Raw genomic sequence first — 16606 nt, 5'->3', positions numbered from 1 at the left:
GATGGGCGACACAGACTCCGTGCTCGGCCGTCTCGTCGGGTCGCCCCGTGCCCGCCTGGCGGCGCTGCTGGCACCCAGCGGCGGCCTCCTGGTCGCGCTCCTGTTCGCGCCGCTGTCGTTCATGGTCGCGGTGTCGTTCGCGCGGGTCAGCGACGCCTCCCGGATCATCTGGCACCCCACCGCGGCCAACTACACCGCGCTCGTCGACGCCACGCCGTTCTGGTCGACGCCGTTCGTCACATCGCTGCTGTTGTCGGTTGGCATCGCGGCCGCCACCACGGTGGTCTGTCTGGTGGCCGCCTACCCGGTGGCGTACGCGCTCGCGCGCCGCGACCGCGGCCGGCGGGTGGTGTTCTTCCTGGTCCTGTTGCCGTTTTTCACCATGTACCTGGTCCGCGTCTACTCGTGGTATCTCCTGTTCGGCGACGGCGGCGTCCTCAACGACATCGCCACCGTCCTGGGGGTCGGTCCCGTCGACGCCTTCGGGTTCGGGGTGCCGGCCATCGTCGTGGGGCTTGCCCACGCCCAGTTCCCGTACATGCTGTTGACGCTGTACGCGGGCATCGAGGCCGTCGACTTCGACGTGCTGGAGGCCGCCCGCGACCTCGGGGCGTCCCGGCGGGCGGTGTTCCGCGACGTGCTCTTGCCGTTGACGCTGCCCAACGTCGTCGCCGGGTCGCTGTTCGTGTTCGTGCCGGCGTTCGGGTCGTTCGTCGCGCCACGGTTCCTCAGCGGCTCCACCGTGTTGTTGGTGGGGCAGCTCATCGCGGGGCGCATCGACTCGTTCAACATCGCCAGCGCGAGCGCCGCCGCGACGGTGGTGGTCGTGCTGATCGCCGCCGCGTTCGGCGTCGCCGCGCGCTACACCGACGCGTCGGCCGGAGGTGACCACTGATGGCGTCGCCGTCGACCCGCAGTCGGCTCCTGGGGCACGCGCTGTCGGCGTGGACTGTCGCCGTGCTCGCGGTGCTGTGGCTGCCACTGGTCGTCATCATCGCGCTGTCCGTCGCGGAGAACGCCGCCACGATCCTGCCGTTCACCGGCGTCACGCTCGCGCACTACCAGGCCACGCTTCAGGACGGCGCGCTGTTGGGCAGCGTCGCCAACAGCGCCACCATCGCAACCCTGGCGTCGGTGCTGGCGACGGCCGTCGGCGTGCCCGCAAGCGTCGCGCTCGTTCGGTACGACGTGCCACTCTCGAACGCGTTCCGGGTCGCGGTCGTGCTCCCGATGGTGGTGCCGGGCGTGGTGCTTGGCATCGGCGTCCTCATCTCCATCCGCACGCTGCCGGGGATCACGCCCGGGTTCGTGCCGACGGTGCTGACCCACGCCGTCTACGGGCTGCCGTTCGTGGTGCTGTTGGTGTCCGCCCGGCTGGCGGCCGTCGACGACACGCTCGCGGACGCCGCCCGCGACCTGGGTGCTTCGCCGCTCGTGGCGTTCCGGGACGTGACGCTGCCGGCGATCGCGCCCGCGGTCGCGTCCGGGTTCCTGTTCGCGTGGGTGCGGTCGTTCGAGGAGTTCGTGCGCGCGTACTTCGTGTCCGGGACTACGGACGTGCTCACCACGGAGATGTACGCGCTGTTGGCGTACGGCACCGCGCCCAAGCTGAACGTGATCGCAACCCTGGTTCTGTTCGTGCTCGCGGTGGTGCTTGCCGTGGCGATGACCGCCGGCGACGTGGTGTCGGCGGTCACCGCCGGCGAGTAACACGCCCAACCCGCAACCTCTTTGCCGCGTTCGGGGTAACCTCCTGGTATGACAGACAGCGTGACGGTTGGTTCGGACGCCTACGAGCAGTACGTGGAGGCCGGCGACATCCTCACGACGGTGCTGTCCGAGGCCGCCGACCGCGTTACGGTCGGGGCGACCCACCTGGAGGTCGCGTCGTTCGCCGAGGAGCGCATCCGCGAGCTCGGCGGCGAGCCGGCGTTCCCGGTGAACATCAGCGTCAACGAGGAGGCGAGCCACGCCGCGCCGGGGGCGGACGACGACACCGAGTTCGGCGAGGACATGGTGTGCCTCGACGTCGGCGTGCACGTCGACGGGCACATCGCGGACGCCGCCACCACGGTCGACCTCTCGGGCACTCCCGAGCTCGTGGAGGCCGCCGAGGAGTCGCTGGCGGCCGCCATCGACATGGTGGAGCCGGGCGTCCAGACGGGCGCGCTGGGCGCGGAGATCCAGGACGTCGTCGAGGCCTACGGCTACAACCCGGTGGTCAACCTCACGGGCCACGGGATGGACGTCTTCGACGCCCACACGGGGCCGACGGTCCCCAACCGCGGGGTCGACTCCGGGGCCGAGCTCGCGGTCGGCGACGTGGTCGCCATCGAGCCGTTCGTCACCACCGGCACGGGGAAGGTCACCGAGGGTGCGGCGACGGAGATCTACGAGGTGGTGTCCTCGGGGACCGTCCGGGACCGGCGCGCGCGCCAGTTGCTCGACGACCTCGAACAGTTCGACGGGCTGCCGTTCGCGGCCCGCTGGCTCGACGGCGCGCGCGCGGAGATGAGTCTGACGCGCCTCGAACGCGCGGACATCGTGCGGTCGTACCCCGTGCTGAAGGAGGCAGATGGGGAACTCGTCGGGCAGGACGAGCACACGCTCATCGTCACGGAGGACGGCTGCGAGGTCGTGACTGCGTAGCCGCCACTGGAGCCGGGCCGTGCGACGGGCGGGGCCGTCAGGCGTTGTTCATTCGTTGTGCGTGTTCGGCGTCGCACTCACAGCACGTCGCGACCCGGTACGGCTCCCGGGAGAACGCGGCGTTCTCGGTGTTCGTGTTCTCCGTTCGGAGCTCAACCGCAACCTGGTGGGTCGTGGTCTGACCGCAGCGCTCGCAGTACTCCGTCACCCCTTCGAAGCCCGGTGTTTTGCTCGCCATCGGTGAGTCCCGTGTGAGTACTTACACCTCCCGAACGTATATGTGTGTGGATCGTTAGCATGATAGATAGTTGATACCGGCACCGAAACACTCCTTGCCCAGCCACGCACAGGGCCGCGTATGGAACAGGTGTTCGCGCCGTGGCGCATCGAGTGGGTCGAACGCGACGACACGACCGACGACGACGTTGACTGTGTGTTCTGTGCGTTCCCCGGCCGCGAGCACGCCCGCCAGCACCTCGTCGTCGCGCGCACCGACCACGCCGCCGTGATGCTGAACAACTACCCGTACAACCCCGGCCACTGCATGGTCATCCCGGACGTCCACACGGGCGACTACGGCGACCTCGACGCCGACACGCTGCTCGACCACGCCCGCCTCAAGCAGGCAACCCTCGACGCCCTGGACGCCGCGCTCGGCCCCGACGCGTTCAACACCGGGCTGAATCTCGGCGGCGGCGCGGCCGGCGGCAGCATCGGCGACCACCTCCACACCCACGTCGTGCCCCGCTGGAACGGCGACACGAACTTCATGCCCGTCATCAGCGACACGAAAGTCATCGTCGAAGCGCTCGACGACACCTACGACCGGCTCCACGACGCGTTTCTCGCCCGCCCGGACGCCACCGAAGCCCCAACCGGGGCTGTGTTCGTTGATTTCGACTGAATCGAAACCTCGATACTGCCCGCCACACTACGCGTGACCAATGGAGCGCAAGCGCGCAGTGCGGCGCGTCGGTGCGCTCGTGCTCGCGGCGAACCTCGCGCTCGTCGCGGCCAAGGGCGCTGCCTGGTGGGCGACCGGCAGCCTCGCGGTCGGCTCCGAGGCGATCAACAGCCTCGCCGACGTGGCGTACTCGCTGGTGGTTCTCGGCGGCCTCTATCTCACCACGCAACCCCCGGATTTCAAACACCCACACGGCCACGAACGCATCGAACCGTTCGTCTCCCTGGTGGTCGCATTGGGCGTGCTCGCCGCCGGCGGTGCCGTGCTCTGGCAGGCCACCACCACCGTGGCCGCGGGCGACTACGGCCCCACTCCCGGCCTCCCCGCGGTCGGCGTGCTCGTCGGCACCGCAGTCGCAAAATACGCCCTCTACCGGTACGTCCTCGGCGTCGCTGCCGACCATCGCTCCCCGGCGCTGCGCGCCACCGCCCTCGACAACCGCAACGACATCCTCACCGCCAGCGCGGCGCTGGTCGGCGTCCTCGGCTCCGCCACCGGCTACCCCGTCTTGGACCCGCTTGCGGCGTTCGTCGTCGCCGCCGGCATCCTCCACACCGGCTACGAGATCGTCCGGGACAACGTCAACTACCTGGTCGGCGCTGCGCCGCCCGCCGACCTCCGCGAGCAGATCCTCGGGCGCGCCCTCGACAATCCGGACGTCGAAGGCGCACACGACGTGGTTGCCCACTACGTCGGCCCCGAGATCGACGTCAGCCTTCACGTCGAGGTGGAGGGCGAGATGACGCTGCACGAGGCCCACGACATCGAGACCGACCTCATCCTCGACCTCGAATCCATCCCGGAGGTCGACGACGTGTTCGTCCACGTCGACCCGAAGGAACTCGGCGAATGGAAGGACGCGGACACCGCGCCCGAATAGCGCGCCGCCTGCGAACGGTCAGTCCGCGGTCGTTTCGGCGGGGCCGTCGTCGACCGCGGCGGCATCCACGGGCTCCGCGAACGCGTAGACGGTCTGGTGGCTGGTGACCTCCACGGTAGCGAAGTCGCCGGGCTCCAGTCCGTGGTCGGTGGCGTTCTGCACGATCACCTGGCGGTACGCGCCGTCGTAGCATTTCACCGAGTCGCCGGTCCCCTCATCGACGACGAGCACGTCACGCCGGGTGCCAACCATCGACTCGTGGGCTTCCCCAACCACGTCCATTTTCAGCTCCGTCATCGCCTTCGAGCGGTCCTTTTTCGTCTGCCCGCCCAGCCCCTTCAGCTCGGCGGCGTCGGTGCCCGGGCGCTTCGAGAACCGCGTGACGTTGATCTTCTCCGGGCGGGTCTCCCGCAGGAGGTCCATCGACGCCTCGTGGTCGTCGTCGTCCTCGGTCGGGAAGCCGACGATGAAGTCCGTCGACAGCGTCCACTCGCCGAGGGTGTCGTTGAACGTCTCCACGATGTCGCGGTACTGGCTGACCTCGTGTTGGCGGCGCATGTCCGCGAGCACGTCGTCGCTGCCGGACTGGACGGGCGCGTGCAGGAAATTATAGATCTCGTCGTGCTCGGCGAACACCGCCGCCAGCTCCTCGCGGATGCCGTGGACGCCGCCCGGGTTGGCCATCCCCACGCGCACCCGGAACTCGCCCTCGATCTCGGTGGCGATGCGCTCCAGCAACTCGGGGAGTTTCCGCTCGCCGGTGTCCCAGCCGTAGACGCCCGTGTCCTGGCCGGTGATCCGGATCTCCTTCGCGCCGGCGTGCACCAGCGCGCGCGCCTTCTCGACGTTCTCCTCGACCGGCGGGGAGTCCACGCGGCCGGTGGCCTGCTTGGTGATGCAGTACGAGCAGTTGCTCATGCAGCCGCGCGCGATGGGCAGGATGCCCACCACGCCGTCCAGGATCGGCTCGGCGTCCGGCGTCGTCGTCGGACACTCGCCGTTCGTCACCGCCTCGGGCACGTCGTCCCAGTGGAGGACCTGTGCGTCCACGTCGGCGTCGGCGAACGCCTCGCCCTGGGCCAGCGCCATGCAGCCCGTGACGATGAGGTCGGCGGTCTCGTCGGCGAGTTCTTTGGCCCGCCGGAGCATGTTTCGCTCCGTTTTCTCGACGACCGTACAGGTGTTGAGGATCGCGACGTCCGCGTCAGCCGCCGTCTCCACCTTGTGGTGGCCGGCGTCGCGGAGGCGTCGCTCGATGTCGCGGCTCTCGCCGCGGTTCGAGGTGCACCCGTATGTTTCGATGTGGTAGCGGGCCATCGCTGTACATGTGTTGCCCGCGCGCAGCAAAAAGGCATGCGGTCGCCAGTGATAGCGCCTACTCCGCGAACGACGCCACGATGTCGACCCCCGAGGACGCGCCGATGCGCACCGCGCCGGCGTCGAACATCGCCGCGGCGTCGGCGTACGTCCCGACGCCGCCGCTGGCTTTCACCGGGAGGTACTCGCTCATCAGCGACACGTCGGGCACTGTCGCCCCGCCGTCGGTGAAGCCGGTCGCCGTCTTCACCATCGCCGCGTCGGCGTCGGCCGCCGCCTCGCAGGCGGCGTGTTTCTCGGCGTCGGTCAACACCGGCGTTTCGATGATGACTTTCACCGGCAGCGGCGTGGCGTCGTTCACGGCCGCGATCTCCGCGGTCACCGCCTCGTGGTCGCCGCCTTTCAGTCGGCCGATGGGGATCACGAGGTCGAGTTCGTCCGCGCCGTCGGCGTGCGCGCGCTCCGCGGCCGCGACCTTTACGCTGGTTGCCTGTGTGCCGTGTGGGAACCCGATCACGGTGGCGATGGTGCGGTCGGCGGACGCGTGGTCGCGGGCGTCGGCGACGTAACACGGCGGGATACAGACGTTCATCCCGTGGGCTTCGGCGTCGTCGACCACGCTCAACACGTCCGCGCGTGTCGTGGTCGGTCCCAGCACGGTGTGGTCGATGCGGGCGGCGAGTGTCTCGCGGTCCATACCCGGACAACAGCCCGGCGCGTGGAAATATTCCGTGGCTCTCTTCGCTGATAACGCCACCCGAAGGTTGAAATGCGACAGTTAGCAGTGATTGAGTATGCATAGCACGACCAGACGAGAGTGGTTGGGCGCGATCGGAGCCACCGCAGCCACCGGGCTCGCTGGCTGTGCCGGCGTCGGGGGGGCAGGCCAGCCCGTCACCGTCGGCTCGCTGCTCCCGTTGTCCGGCCCCGGCTCACTCGGTGCCCTCGCCGCCGACCACCAGCGCGCCATCGACACCGCCGTCGAGCACGCCAACCGCGGCGGCGGGATCAACGGCCGCGATGTCGTCCACGTCTCGAAAGACACCGAAGCTGACCCGTCGGTGGCGGCCGACCGGTACGCCACGCTCGCCGCCGACGAGTCCCCCCTGGCGATCGTCGGCCCCGTGCTCAGCGGCGTGACGACGGCGCTCACCGAGCAGGCCGCCGCGGACGCACAGCTCCTCGTCAGCCCCTCCACAACCGCGCCCGCGATCGCCACCGCGGGCCGCAGCGACGGCCAGAAGTTCGTCGCCCGCACCTGCCCCAACGACAGCCAGCAGGCCGCCGTCATGGCGAAGATCGTCGACGACGACATGTACGCCGCCGCCGACACGGCCACCATCCTCTACGTCGACAACGCGTTCGGGGCCGCGTTGGCCGACGTGCTCGCCGACCGCCTCGGGGCCGACCTGCTGGCGTCGGTCCCCTATCAGGGCGGGACCGACACCCCGGGCGGGCCGGTCGACGACGCGCTCGCGCCCGGCCCGGACGCCGTCGCGTTCATCGGCTCGCCCGGCTCCTCGAGCGGCGTCATCGACGAGCTGGTCGGCCGCGAATACGGCGGCGAAATCGCGCTCAGCTCCGCGCTCGCGTCGGCGTCCTCGCCGCCCAGCTGGAACGGCGCCTACATCGCGACCGTCAACAGCGTCAACACCGTCGGTACCAAGCGCCTCCGGCGCGCCCTCAGCGACGCCACCCCGCTGCAGCCGTACACCGAGAACGCCTACGACGCGGCCGCGCTCGCGTTGCTCGCGGCGTCCTACAGCGGCGACCCGACTCCGCGCGCCGTCGCCGGCGCGCTCCAGTCCGTCTCCGGCGGCGTCGGTCACTCGATCACCGTCGGCGACTTCGGGCGCGCGACCGCCCTCATCGACGCCGGCCGCGAACTCAACTACAACGGGGCCACCGGAAACGTCGACCTCACCGCCGCCCTCGAACCGGTCACCGGCTACCTCATCCAACAGCTCACTGACGCCGGTATCGAGACCCGCGAGCTGCTGAAATCCGGATACTTCACGGACGGTGGTGACGCGTGAGCGACATCGACCGCGGACTCTTCGAGCGCGTGCTCCCCGCGCGCATCCGGGGCAGCTACGCGGCGAAGTTCAACGTGTTGTTGCTCGTGGTGGTGATCATCGTGGCGGCCGCCGGCGGCTACATCCACCTCCAAACCCAGTCGACAGTCGGCGAGAACACCGAGCGCCGCGTGTCGGGTATCGCCGAACAACAGGCCGCAACGCTGCACGACTGGCTCACACAGAAAGAATCAACCACGACGTTCCTGGCCTCGGACATCGGGGGTGATGCGGTCCGGACGAGCGACGTCAAACCACAGCTCGAACGCCAGCTCGCAACCCTCCAACAGGACGTGCGCGCCATCCACGTGGTGTCCACGAGCCAGGACACCGTGGTCGCGAGCACCGACGACGCGCGCTCCGGGACGACACTCCAGGCCGGCGACGCGCCGTGGCTGTCCACCATCGAGGACGGCATCACCGACGTGTCCGTCTCCGACCCCTACGAGGTCGACGACTCCCCCGTGGTCGCCATGACTGCGCCCACGGACAAACCCGGCTGGGTGCTCGTGATGACCGTGTCGCTGGCCCAACACTCCCAGTCGTTCAACTCCCCGATCGCCACCGGTGACGTGAAAGTCGTCAACGGCGACGGCGTCATCACGCTCGACAACCGGAACCGCGCGCTGCTGGAACAGTACACTGACACCGCGGGCAACGTTCCGGCTGCGGTTGCGACCGCGCGCAGCGGCCAGACCGTCTACAACACCGAACCCGAACGCACCGGCATGGACGACGGCCGGTACGCCACCGCGTACACGCCGGTCGCCGGCACCGACTGGGTGTTGACCTACCACGTCCCCCGCGGGCAGGCGTACGCGCTCCAGTCGGAGGTCACGCAGAACCTCGCCGGCCTCGTCGTGGTGGCACTCGTGGGCCTGCTGCTGGTCGGGCTGACTGTCGGGCGGCGCACGTCCAGCGCCCTCGACGAGCTGGCGGGCGTCGCGGCCGCCATCGCCGACGGCGACCTCGATACCACGATCCCCGACACCGACCGCACCGACGAACTCGGACAGCTCGTCGGGGCGTTCGGGGAGATGCAGACGTATCTCACCACGGCCGCCAGCCAGGCCGACGCGCTCGCCGACCAGAACTTCGACGCGGACGTGCTCGACGAAGATCTCCCCGGGGCGTTCGGCGCGTCACTCTCACAGATGCACACGCGCCTGGAGGCGCTCATCACGGACCTCGATGAGGCCCGCGAGGACGCCGAGCAGACGCGCAAAGACGCCGAAGAGGCGCGTGCAGCCTCGGAGCGGTTGAACGAGCGCCTGGAGCGTCGCGCCGCCGAGTACAGCGACGAGATGGCGGCCGCGGCGGCCGGTGATCTGACCAGACGCCTCGACGAGGACGTCGACAGCGAGCCGATGCAGGACATCGCCGAGGCGTTCAACGACATGATGGGCGACGTGGAAGCCACGCTGGCACAGGTGCGGTCGATCGCCGACGCGGTCGACGCCGCCAGCACCGACGTGTCCACGAGCGCCGCGGAGATCCGCAGCGCCAGCGACCAGGTCAGCGAATCCGTCCAGGACATCTCCGCGGACGCCGACCAGCAACGAGACCGCCTCGGCACGGTCGGCGACGAGGTCACGTCGCTGTCCGCGACCGTCGAGGAGATCGCGGCCAGCGCCGACGACGTCGCCGAGACGGTCAACCAGGCCGCCACCGAGAGCGAGCGCGGCCAGGAGCTCGGCGAGGACGCCGTCGCCGAACTCGAACGCATCGAGGCGACCGCCGACAGCGCCGTCGAGCGCGTGACCGCCCTGGAGGAGGCCGTCGACGCCATCGGCGACGTGACCGGCGTCATCACGGACATCGCCGAGCAGACGAACATGCTGGCGTTGAACGCCAACATCGAGGCCGCCCGCGCCGACAAGAGCGGCGACGGCTTCGCGGTGGTCGCCGACGAGGTCAAGGACCTCGCCGATGAGGTCAAAGAATCGGCCACGGAGATCGAGACGCTGGTCGACGACGTGCAGGCCGACGTCGCGGATACGGTCGCGGACATGTCCGAACTCGGCGACCGCGTCGACGCCGGCAGCGAGACCATCGAGGCGGCGCTGGCGGCGCTCGACGACATCGGCGACCAGGTCGAGGCCGCAAACGGCAGCGTGCAGTCGATCAGCGACGCCACCGACGAGCAGGCGGCCTCCACCGAGGAGGTCGTCACGATGATCGACGAGGTCACGGACCTCAGCGACCGCACCGCCACCGAGTCCCAGCAGGTGTCGGCGGCCGCCGAGGAACAGGCGGCGTCGGTCTCGGAGGTCGCCGGGCGCGCCGACGACCTCGACGACCAGGTGTCAACGCTCAACGACCTACTCGACCAGTTCGACGCGCGCGCGGCGTCGGCCGACACCGACGAGAACTGACGCGTCGCCGAACCCTTTTCTTCGTGGGCGCGTAGCCCGAGTATGGTCACCGAGGACGTGCGGGCGACCGCCGACGACATCGCCGACATGGAGATCCGGGGCGCGGCAACCATCGCGCGGGCGGCCGCCGACGCGCTCGAATCCCAGGCCACCGACAGCGACGCCGACTCGCCCGCCGCGTTCCGCGCGGAGCTTCGGGCGGCGGCCCGCCACCTCCGGGACACCCGCCCGACGGCGGTGAGCCTCCCGAACGCCCTCCGGTACGTGCTCGGCAACACCGACGGGGAGACGGTGGCCGCGCTGCGGGCGTCGGTCACCGACGCCGCCGACGCCTTCCGCCAGCAACTCGACCGCGCCCAGGACGACCTGGGCGCGATCGGCGCCAACCGGCTGCGGGACGGCGACACCGTGATGACCCACTGCCACTCCACGGACGCCCTGGCGTGCGTGAAAGCCGCCCTCGACGACGGCAAACACATCGAAGCCGTGGTCAAGGAGACCCGCCCCCGCAAGCAGGGCCACATCACCGCCGACCAGCTCCGCGAGTGGGGGGTGCCGGTGACGCTGATCGTCGACAACGCGGGGCGTCGCTACCTCGACGCCGTCGACCACGTGCTCGTGGGCGCGGACTCCATCGCCGCCGACGGCTCGGTCATCAACAAGATCGGCACCAGCATGCTCGCTGTGGTCGCCCGCGAGCGCGGCGTGCCCGTGATGGTGGCGGCCCAAACGCTGAAACTGCATCCGGACACGCTCACCGGCAACACCGTCGAGATCGAGATGCGCGACGAAACCGAGGTGCTGGCCGCCGCCGACCGCCACCAACTCGGCGCGCCCGCCGTCGAGAACCCCGCGTTCGACGTGACGCCCCCGCGGTACGTCGACGCCATCGTCACCGAGCGCGGGCAGTTCCCCCCCGAGAGCATCGTCACCCTGATGCGGGAGCTGTACGGCGACGGCACCACCGAACCGTGGGCCGAGGACTGACCCGAAAGGCAACACTTTCACCGCGAGCGTGACGCCACCCCGTATGGACACCATCGCCGTGCTCCCTTCGGGGTTCGCGCTCCCGCCGCTGCCACACCTCCTCGCCGTCGCGGCGCTGGCGGCCGCCGTGCTCGTGGGGCTGCGACGCGACCCGCCAACCGTCGACGGACGGGCCGTGCTCGCGCTCGCGCCCTGGATGGTCGCCGGATCGAGCCTCTACGCCTGCCACCAACTCGGGCTGTATCCGTCGGCCGTCGCCCCCGTCTTCGGGTCGCCCATCGTCTACGCGACCACCGCCGCCGCCGCCGGCGCGACGTGGCTGGCCGTCCGCCGGTTCGGCGCGCGGCCGCGAGCGCTGCTCGCTGGCGTCGGCGCTGTCGCCGCCGCCGTCCCGATCACCGCCGCGCTCGCGCGTGGCTGGACCGCCGGCACGCTCACGCTCGCGTGGCCGTTGGGCGCGGTCGGCGCGGCGCTGGTGCTCACCGCCGGCAGCTGGCGGCTCCTGGCCCGCGTCCGCCCCACTGACACGCGCGCGGTCGGCGCGGCCGGCGTGCTCGCGGTCTTCGGGCACGCCCTCGACGCGACCTCGACGGCCGTCGGCGTCGACGCCCTGGGGTACGGCGAACAAACCCCGCTGTCGACCGCCATCATCGAGCTCGCGCGGGCGCTGCCGACCGCACCCGTCGTCGGCGGCGGCTGGCTGTTCGTGGTCGTGAAACTGGCGTTGGCGGCCGGCGTCGTCGTTCTGCTCGCGGAGTCGGTCCGCGACCGCCCCCAGGAGGGCACCGCGATCCTCGGGCTCGTGGCCGCGGTCGGGCTCGGCCCCGGCGTGCACAACGTGGTGTTGTTCATCGCCGCCAACCCCACAGGCTTTTAGCCGCCGCGGCCGCTGGCCGCTGGTATGAGCCGCGTCGTCGCCGCCGGCCACGTCAACTGGGATGTCACGCTCCGCGTGGATGCGCTCCCCGAACCCGACGGGGAAGCCGAGATCGTCTCCCAGCGGCGCTCGGGCGGTGGCAGCGCCGCCAACGTCGCGTGCGCGCTCGCCGGCTTCGACATCGACGCCGGCCTCGTCGGGAGCGTCGGCGACGACGAACACGGCCTGCTCGCGCAGCGCGAACTCCAGGCCGCCGGCGTCGACCTCGCCGGCCTGCGCGTCGTCGACGGCCTCGAAACGAGCGTCAAATACCTCCTGGTGGACAGCCGAGGGGAGGTCATGGTGCTCGGCAACGACGGCGCAAACGAGGCTGTCGCGCCCGGTGACCTCGACCCCGCGGTGGTCGGCGCGGACTGCGAGCACGTCCACCTCACGAGCCAGCGCCCCGCCACCGCCGCCCGTCTCACGGCCCTCGCCCGGGAGCACGACGCCACCGTCTCCTTCGATCCGGGGCGTCGGCTCCGCGACCGCGACTACGGCGACGCGCTCGCCCGCACCGACATCCTGTTCGTCAACGACAACGAAGCCGGCGCCGTCCTCGACGACGACGGCGGCCCGACCGCCCCCGACAGCGACCGCGTCGTCGTCGTCAAACACGGCTCCGAGGGCGCGACCGTCCACACCCCCAGCGGGTCGGTCACCCACCCCGGGTTCGCGGTCGATCCCGTGGACACGACCGGCGCAGGCGACGCGTTCGCCGCCGGGTTCGTCGCCGTGGTGCTTGACGGCGGCGACCACGAGCGCGCCCTGGAGTTCGGCAACGCCTGCGGCGCGCTCGCCGCCCAACACGAGGGCGCGCGCACCGCGCCGACGCGCGCCGACGCCGCGTCGTTTCTCGACAGCCAGTTCTGACCGCCGCCGGATCCACGGCTTTTTCTCGCCACCAGCACAACCCCGCGTATGGCCAAACAGCCCCACCTGCTCGTCGAGGACGGCGATGTTAATGATGTCGCGTTGCTCCCCGGGGACCCGGGGCGTGTCGACCGCATCGCCAGCCACTGCGACGACAGCGAGGTCGTCGCGGAGAACCGCGAGTACAAGGTCGTCAACGCCACCTACGAGGGGGTTTCGCTCACGATCTGCTCGACCGGGATCGGCTGCCCGAGCGCCGCCATCGCGATCGAGGAGCTCGCGAAAGTCGGCGTCCAGACGGTCATCCGCGTGGGCACCATCGGGGGCCTCCAGGCCGGCGTCGAGGTCGGTGACATGATCGTCGCCAACGGCGCCGCCAAAGCCGAAGGCACGAGCAAGCGCTACGAGTCCGCGACGTACCCCGCGGTCCCGGCGTACAGTGTGCTCGCGGAGCTCGTCGACGCCGCCGAAGCCACCGAGGGTGTCGGCGACCACGAGCAGTCCGCAGCCGCCGACGGTCCCGCCGGGGCGACGGTCCACGTCGGCCCCATCGTCAGCGACGACGCCTTCTACAACGAGAGCGACGACTACGTCGCCGACTGGGAGGCCGCGAACCTGCTGGGCATCGAGATGGAGGCCGCGACCGTGTTCTCGCTGGCGCGGCGGCGCGGCCTCGCCGCGGGCGCGATCTGCACCGTCGACGGCAACCTGGTCGCGGGCACTCAGAAGGGCGCCGACAGCGACGACGAACTCCCCGAGAAGGCACAGAACAACGTCTCGCGGGCGATCGATATCGCCCTCGACGCGGTCGTCGCCCTGTCGTAGCTCGCGGGCGTGCGGGAGCGAAACACACAAACAGTCACCGACCGGACTGCTGTGGTGTTGTGCTCCCGGAGGTCCGCCGTCGACTCGCCGCCGCGCGCCGCCGTGTTGCGCGCATCGAGCGGCGCGAACTCCGCCAGCTCCGGCGGTGGCTGGAAACCACGAGCAACCTCCTGCACGCGTCGGTGCTGTTGTTCGTGCCCCTGCTCGTCGGGCTGGTAACGCTGTTGTCGAACACCATCGGCGCGGTGTCGTTTCTGTTGTTCCCGCCGCTGGCGTCGGGCACGTACACGCTGTTCTCGGACCCCGACGGCCGGTACGCCGACCCCGTCACGTTCGTGGCTGGCATGACCGTCGGCGCGCTCTGCGGGTGGGGTGCGGTCACGGTCGTCGCCACGGCCGTCTACGACGTGGCCCCCTCCGCGGTCGGCGTCGACGCCGGGGCGGCGGCGCTCGCCGTGCTCGCCACCGGCGGCGCGACGTGGCTGCTGGGCCTGGAGCTCCCGACGGCGTTCTCGACGGCGCTGCTCGCGCTGTTCACTGGGAACGCCGGCGTCGCGTACGTGGCCGGTGTCGCGCTGTCGTCGTCGCTGGTCGCCGTGGTGTTCGTGGTCTGGCGCAGACAGGTCTACGAGGAGCGCGCCCGCTACCTCTACCACACCACGGCGGCCGACGACCACGTCGTCGTCCCGATGCGCGGGCCTCGGGCCTCGAAGGCGGCGATGCTGGGCGCGCGCCTGGCGGCCGCCCACGACGCCGGCAAAGTGGTGTTGCTCGACATCGTCGACGACGCGGACGTGGCGGCCGCGCGGCGCAACTGCATCCGGACCGCACCCGACGACGACGCGCGCGTCGAGAACGCCGCCTCGCCCGCCGAGCAGGACGCCGCCGAAACCGCCGCCCAGCGCCTCGAAACCCAGGCCTCGCGCGTCGAAACGGCGGTCGGCGTGCAGTGTGAGGTCGTGGTCGCGGTCGCCGACAACGACCCCGCCAAGACCGTGCTGGCAACCGCCGACGAGGCCAACTGCGATCTGGTCGTGACGCCGCTCGCCGCCGGCGACGACGCGGGCGACTTCGACGGCGGGCTGTCGCCGTTCGTCACGACGCTGTTCGGATCCTCCGTCGACGTGGTGGCGCTGCAGGCCGGCGACGACACCACCGACTGGAAGCGCATCATGGTGCCCGTGCGGTCGGCGTCCGACGTCGCACACGCGATGCTGGATTACGCCGCGCGCCTCGCCGGCCACGACGGCACGGTCAGCGCGTGCTCGTGTGTCGAGTCCGAGCGCGACCGCCGCCGGGCGGAGTCGTCGCTCGCCAGCCTCACTGACGTCGTCGACACGAGCTGTGAAACCCGGGTTTCGCGGTCGTCCGTGGAGTCGTTCATCGAACGCAACGACAGCCACTACGATCTGGTGTTGCTCGGCGCCAGCACCGACCGGTCGGCCGCCTCGAAGTTCTTCTCGCGGCCCACCTACGAGCGCGTCGCGGACCTCGACACCGACGTCGCGCTCGTCCACATGGGGTGACCCGGCCGGCTACGGGTCGGCGGCGTCCCCGACCACGTCGTGGGCCTTGCGCTCGGCGTCGTGGTCGCCCAGCGCGGATTGCGCGATCAGCCGGCCGCCGATGACCGCCGGGCTGATCACGGTGTCGGCGCCCGCCCGCCGGAGTTTCGCCTCGTTCTCCTGGTCGCTGGCGGCCGCGACCACCGCCACATCCGGGTGGGATTCCCGCACGGTCAACACCACGAGTGCGTCCTCGCCGTCGTCGTTGGTCGCCGCGACGACGGCGCGAGCGCGGTCGACGCCCGCCCGCGTCAGCGCCTCGTCGTCGGCCGGCTCCGCCACGAGCACGTGCAGGTCGCGCTCCCGCAGCGCGGTCACGCTCCGGTCGTCACTGGTCACCACGACGTACTCGCCGGGGCCGCGGTCGAGCTCTGTCAGAATCGGTTCCGTGAGATCGCCGTACCCCGCAACGACCACGTGATCGTTGAGGGCGTCGAGGTCGCGTTGTGTCATGCGTCCAAGGACGTTCGCGAGGCGCGCTTCCAGGGCCGGCCCGATCAGGGTCGTGAGCGCAACCGCGAAGCTCGCAGCGCCGCTCACGAGCACGGACAGCGAGAACAGCCGCGCGGCCTGCGTGGTGGGTGTGATGTCGCCGTACCCGACTGTGGTGGCGGTGACCAGCGTGTAGTAGAACGCGTCGAGCACCGTCGACACCGCCCGGAAGCCGTCGTCGCCGCGGAGCACGTACGTGCCGACAGTGCCGTACGCCAGCACCCCGATGAGTCCGGTGCCGACGGCGAGCTGGCTCGTGGATCGGGGCGTGCGACCCGTGAACCGGCCGGCGGTGACGCCGACGACGGGAAGCGACCCCACCGACACCACCACCAGCGGCACCGAGTACGGCGTCGCCTGCAACAGCCCCTGGGCGGCGGTGACCGGCAGCAAAACCACCGTCGAGTACCACGCCGCCCGGAGCCCGCGCCGCAGCCCGACCGCGCTCACCACCAACAGGAACCCAGTGAGCGCGCCCGTGAACCCGGCGGCCTGGCTGACCCACGCCGGCACGTACTCCGCCACCGGCCCGAACCCCGTGCCGGGGTCGATGATGCCGACGACGCCGGTGGCGACGGACAACACCGCGACCACCAGGGTCAACGCCACCGCGAGCCGCCCAGGCACGCGCTCGGCGCCGTCCATACGGCTACGCCGACGCCCCACGTAATAAGCGCGGCGACGCCGC

Annotated in this window: 16 protein-coding genes; 12 read left to right on the top strand and 4 right to left on the bottom strand. The window is 70.8% G+C overall.

Translation table 11 applies throughout. The features are described 5' to 3' along the window. The first annotated feature begins 1 nt into the window (after window position 1). From JRZ79_RS20515 to map, 3 genes are read left to right on the top strand one after another with little or no spacing between them, the layout of a single operon-like run. Window positions 2-895, top strand: coding sequence for an ABC transporter permease (locus JRZ79_RS20515; protein ID WP_010903368.1), 894 nt, complete (start codon window positions 2-4; stop codon window positions 893-895). Further along, window positions 895-1710, top strand: a complete 816-nt coding sequence (locus tag JRZ79_RS20510) for an ABC transporter permease (RefSeq protein WP_205252101.1) — start codon at window positions 895-897, stop codon at window positions 1708-1710. The genes JRZ79_RS20515 and JRZ79_RS20510 overlap by 1 nt, the downstream gene beginning before the upstream one ends. Window positions 1711-1758: 48 nt before the next feature. After that, window positions 1759-2649 carry a type II methionyl aminopeptidase gene (gene map, locus JRZ79_RS20505; protein ID WP_010903366.1) on the top strand — a complete coding sequence of 297 codons (891 nt, stop codon included), beginning with the start codon at window positions 1759-1761 and terminating at the stop codon, window positions 2647-2649. A 37-nt stretch (window positions 2650-2686) separates the two neighbouring features. Here map and JRZ79_RS20500 read toward each other — a convergent pair whose 3' ends face one another. After that, complete coding sequence (locus JRZ79_RS20500) at window positions 2687-2887, bottom strand: hypothetical protein (protein ID WP_010903365.1); 201 nt, start codon at window positions 2885-2887, stop codon at window positions 2687-2689. A gap of 120 nt (window positions 2888-3007) precedes the next feature. On the opposite strand from JRZ79_RS20500, the gene JRZ79_RS20495 reads away from it, so the two are divergent. Beyond that, on the top strand, window positions 3008-3553 hold the full coding sequence (locus JRZ79_RS20495; protein WP_205250993.1) for an HIT domain-containing protein: 546 nt from the start codon (window positions 3008-3010) through the stop codon (window positions 3551-3553). Window positions 3554-3593: 40 nt separating this feature from the next. Next, complete coding sequence (locus JRZ79_RS20490) at window positions 3594-4493, top strand: cation diffusion facilitator family transporter (RefSeq protein WP_010903363.1); 900 nt, start codon at window positions 3594-3596, stop codon at window positions 4491-4493. Between the two features lie 18 nt (window positions 4494-4511). Here the strand turns inward: JRZ79_RS20490 and JRZ79_RS20485 are convergent, their stop codons facing one another. Together JRZ79_RS20485 and deoC are read right to left on the bottom strand one after the other, a co-directional pair. After that, window positions 4512-5810 carry a tRNA (N(6)-L-threonylcarbamoyladenosine(37)-C(2))-methylthiotransferase gene (locus JRZ79_RS20485; protein ID WP_205252100.1) on the bottom strand — a complete coding sequence of 433 codons (1299 nt, stop codon included), beginning with the start codon at window positions 5808-5810 and terminating at the stop codon, window positions 4512-4514. Between the two features lie 58 nt (window positions 5811-5868). Further along, window positions 5869-6507 carry a deoxyribose-phosphate aldolase gene (deoC, locus tag JRZ79_RS20480; RefSeq protein ID WP_205252099.1) on the bottom strand — a complete coding sequence of 213 codons (639 nt, stop codon included), beginning with the start codon at window positions 6505-6507 and terminating at the stop codon, window positions 5869-5871. A gap of 97 nt (window positions 6508-6604) precedes the next feature. Here deoC and basB point away from each other — a divergent pair, with 97 nt between their 5' ends. Genes basB through JRZ79_RS20445 form a run of 7 tightly spaced genes read left to right on the top strand, consistent with a single transcriptional unit; the run spans window position 6605 to window position 15387 of the window. Next, entirely contained in the window at window positions 6605-7846 is a 1242-nt protein-coding gene (basB, locus tag JRZ79_RS20475; protein WP_205252098.1) for a chemotactic signal transduction system substrate-binding protein BasB, read from the top strand. Beyond that, a complete protein-coding gene (basT, locus tag JRZ79_RS20470) occupies window positions 7843-10260 on the top strand; it encodes a chemotaxis signal transducer protein BasT (RefSeq protein ID WP_205252097.1) in 2418 nt (805 codons plus the stop codon). The genes basB and basT overlap by 4 nt, the downstream gene beginning before the upstream one ends. 42 nt (window positions 10261-10302) lie before the next feature. Further along, complete coding sequence (locus tag JRZ79_RS20465) at window positions 10303-11247, top strand: ribose 1,5-bisphosphate isomerase (protein ID WP_205252096.1); 945 nt, start codon at window positions 10303-10305, stop codon at window positions 11245-11247. A gap of 52 nt (window positions 11248-11299) precedes the next feature. After that, window positions 11300-12124 carry a DUF63 family protein gene (locus JRZ79_RS20460; RefSeq protein ID WP_346347537.1) on the top strand — a complete coding sequence of 275 codons (825 nt, stop codon included), beginning with the start codon at window positions 11300-11302 and terminating at the stop codon, window positions 12122-12124. Window positions 12125-12148: 24 nt separating this feature from the next. Beyond that, window positions 12149-13036: a carbohydrate kinase family protein gene (locus JRZ79_RS20455; protein ID WP_010903356.1), complete on the top strand. Its 888-nt coding sequence runs from the start codon at window positions 12149-12151 to the stop codon at window positions 13034-13036. A gap of 48 nt (window positions 13037-13084) precedes the next feature. After that, a complete protein-coding gene (locus JRZ79_RS20450; protein ID WP_010903355.1) occupies window positions 13085-13861 on the top strand; it encodes a nucleoside phosphorylase in 777 nt (258 codons plus the stop codon). 59 nt (window positions 13862-13920) lie between these two features. Further along, entirely contained in the window at window positions 13921-15387 is a 1467-nt protein-coding gene (locus JRZ79_RS20445) for an HPP family protein (RefSeq protein ID WP_205252094.1), read from the top strand. A 9-nt stretch (window positions 15388-15396) separates the two neighbouring features. On the opposite strand, the gene JRZ79_RS20440 is transcribed toward JRZ79_RS20445, so the two are convergent. Continuing rightward, on the bottom strand, window positions 15397-16563 hold the full coding sequence (locus tag JRZ79_RS20440) for an NAD-binding protein (protein ID WP_205252093.1): 1167 nt from the start codon (window positions 16561-16563) through the stop codon (window positions 15397-15399). Window positions 16564-16606: the final 43 nt, after the last annotated feature.

Source organism: Halobacterium sp. BOL4-2, assembly GCF_016917835.2.
Classification (GTDB): Archaea; Halobacteriota; Halobacteria; order Halobacteriales; family Halobacteriaceae; genus Halobacterium; species Halobacterium salinarum.
The sequence above is the reverse complement of the archived record's forward strand: the minus strand, read 5'-3'. Positions and strand labels throughout refer to the sequence as shown.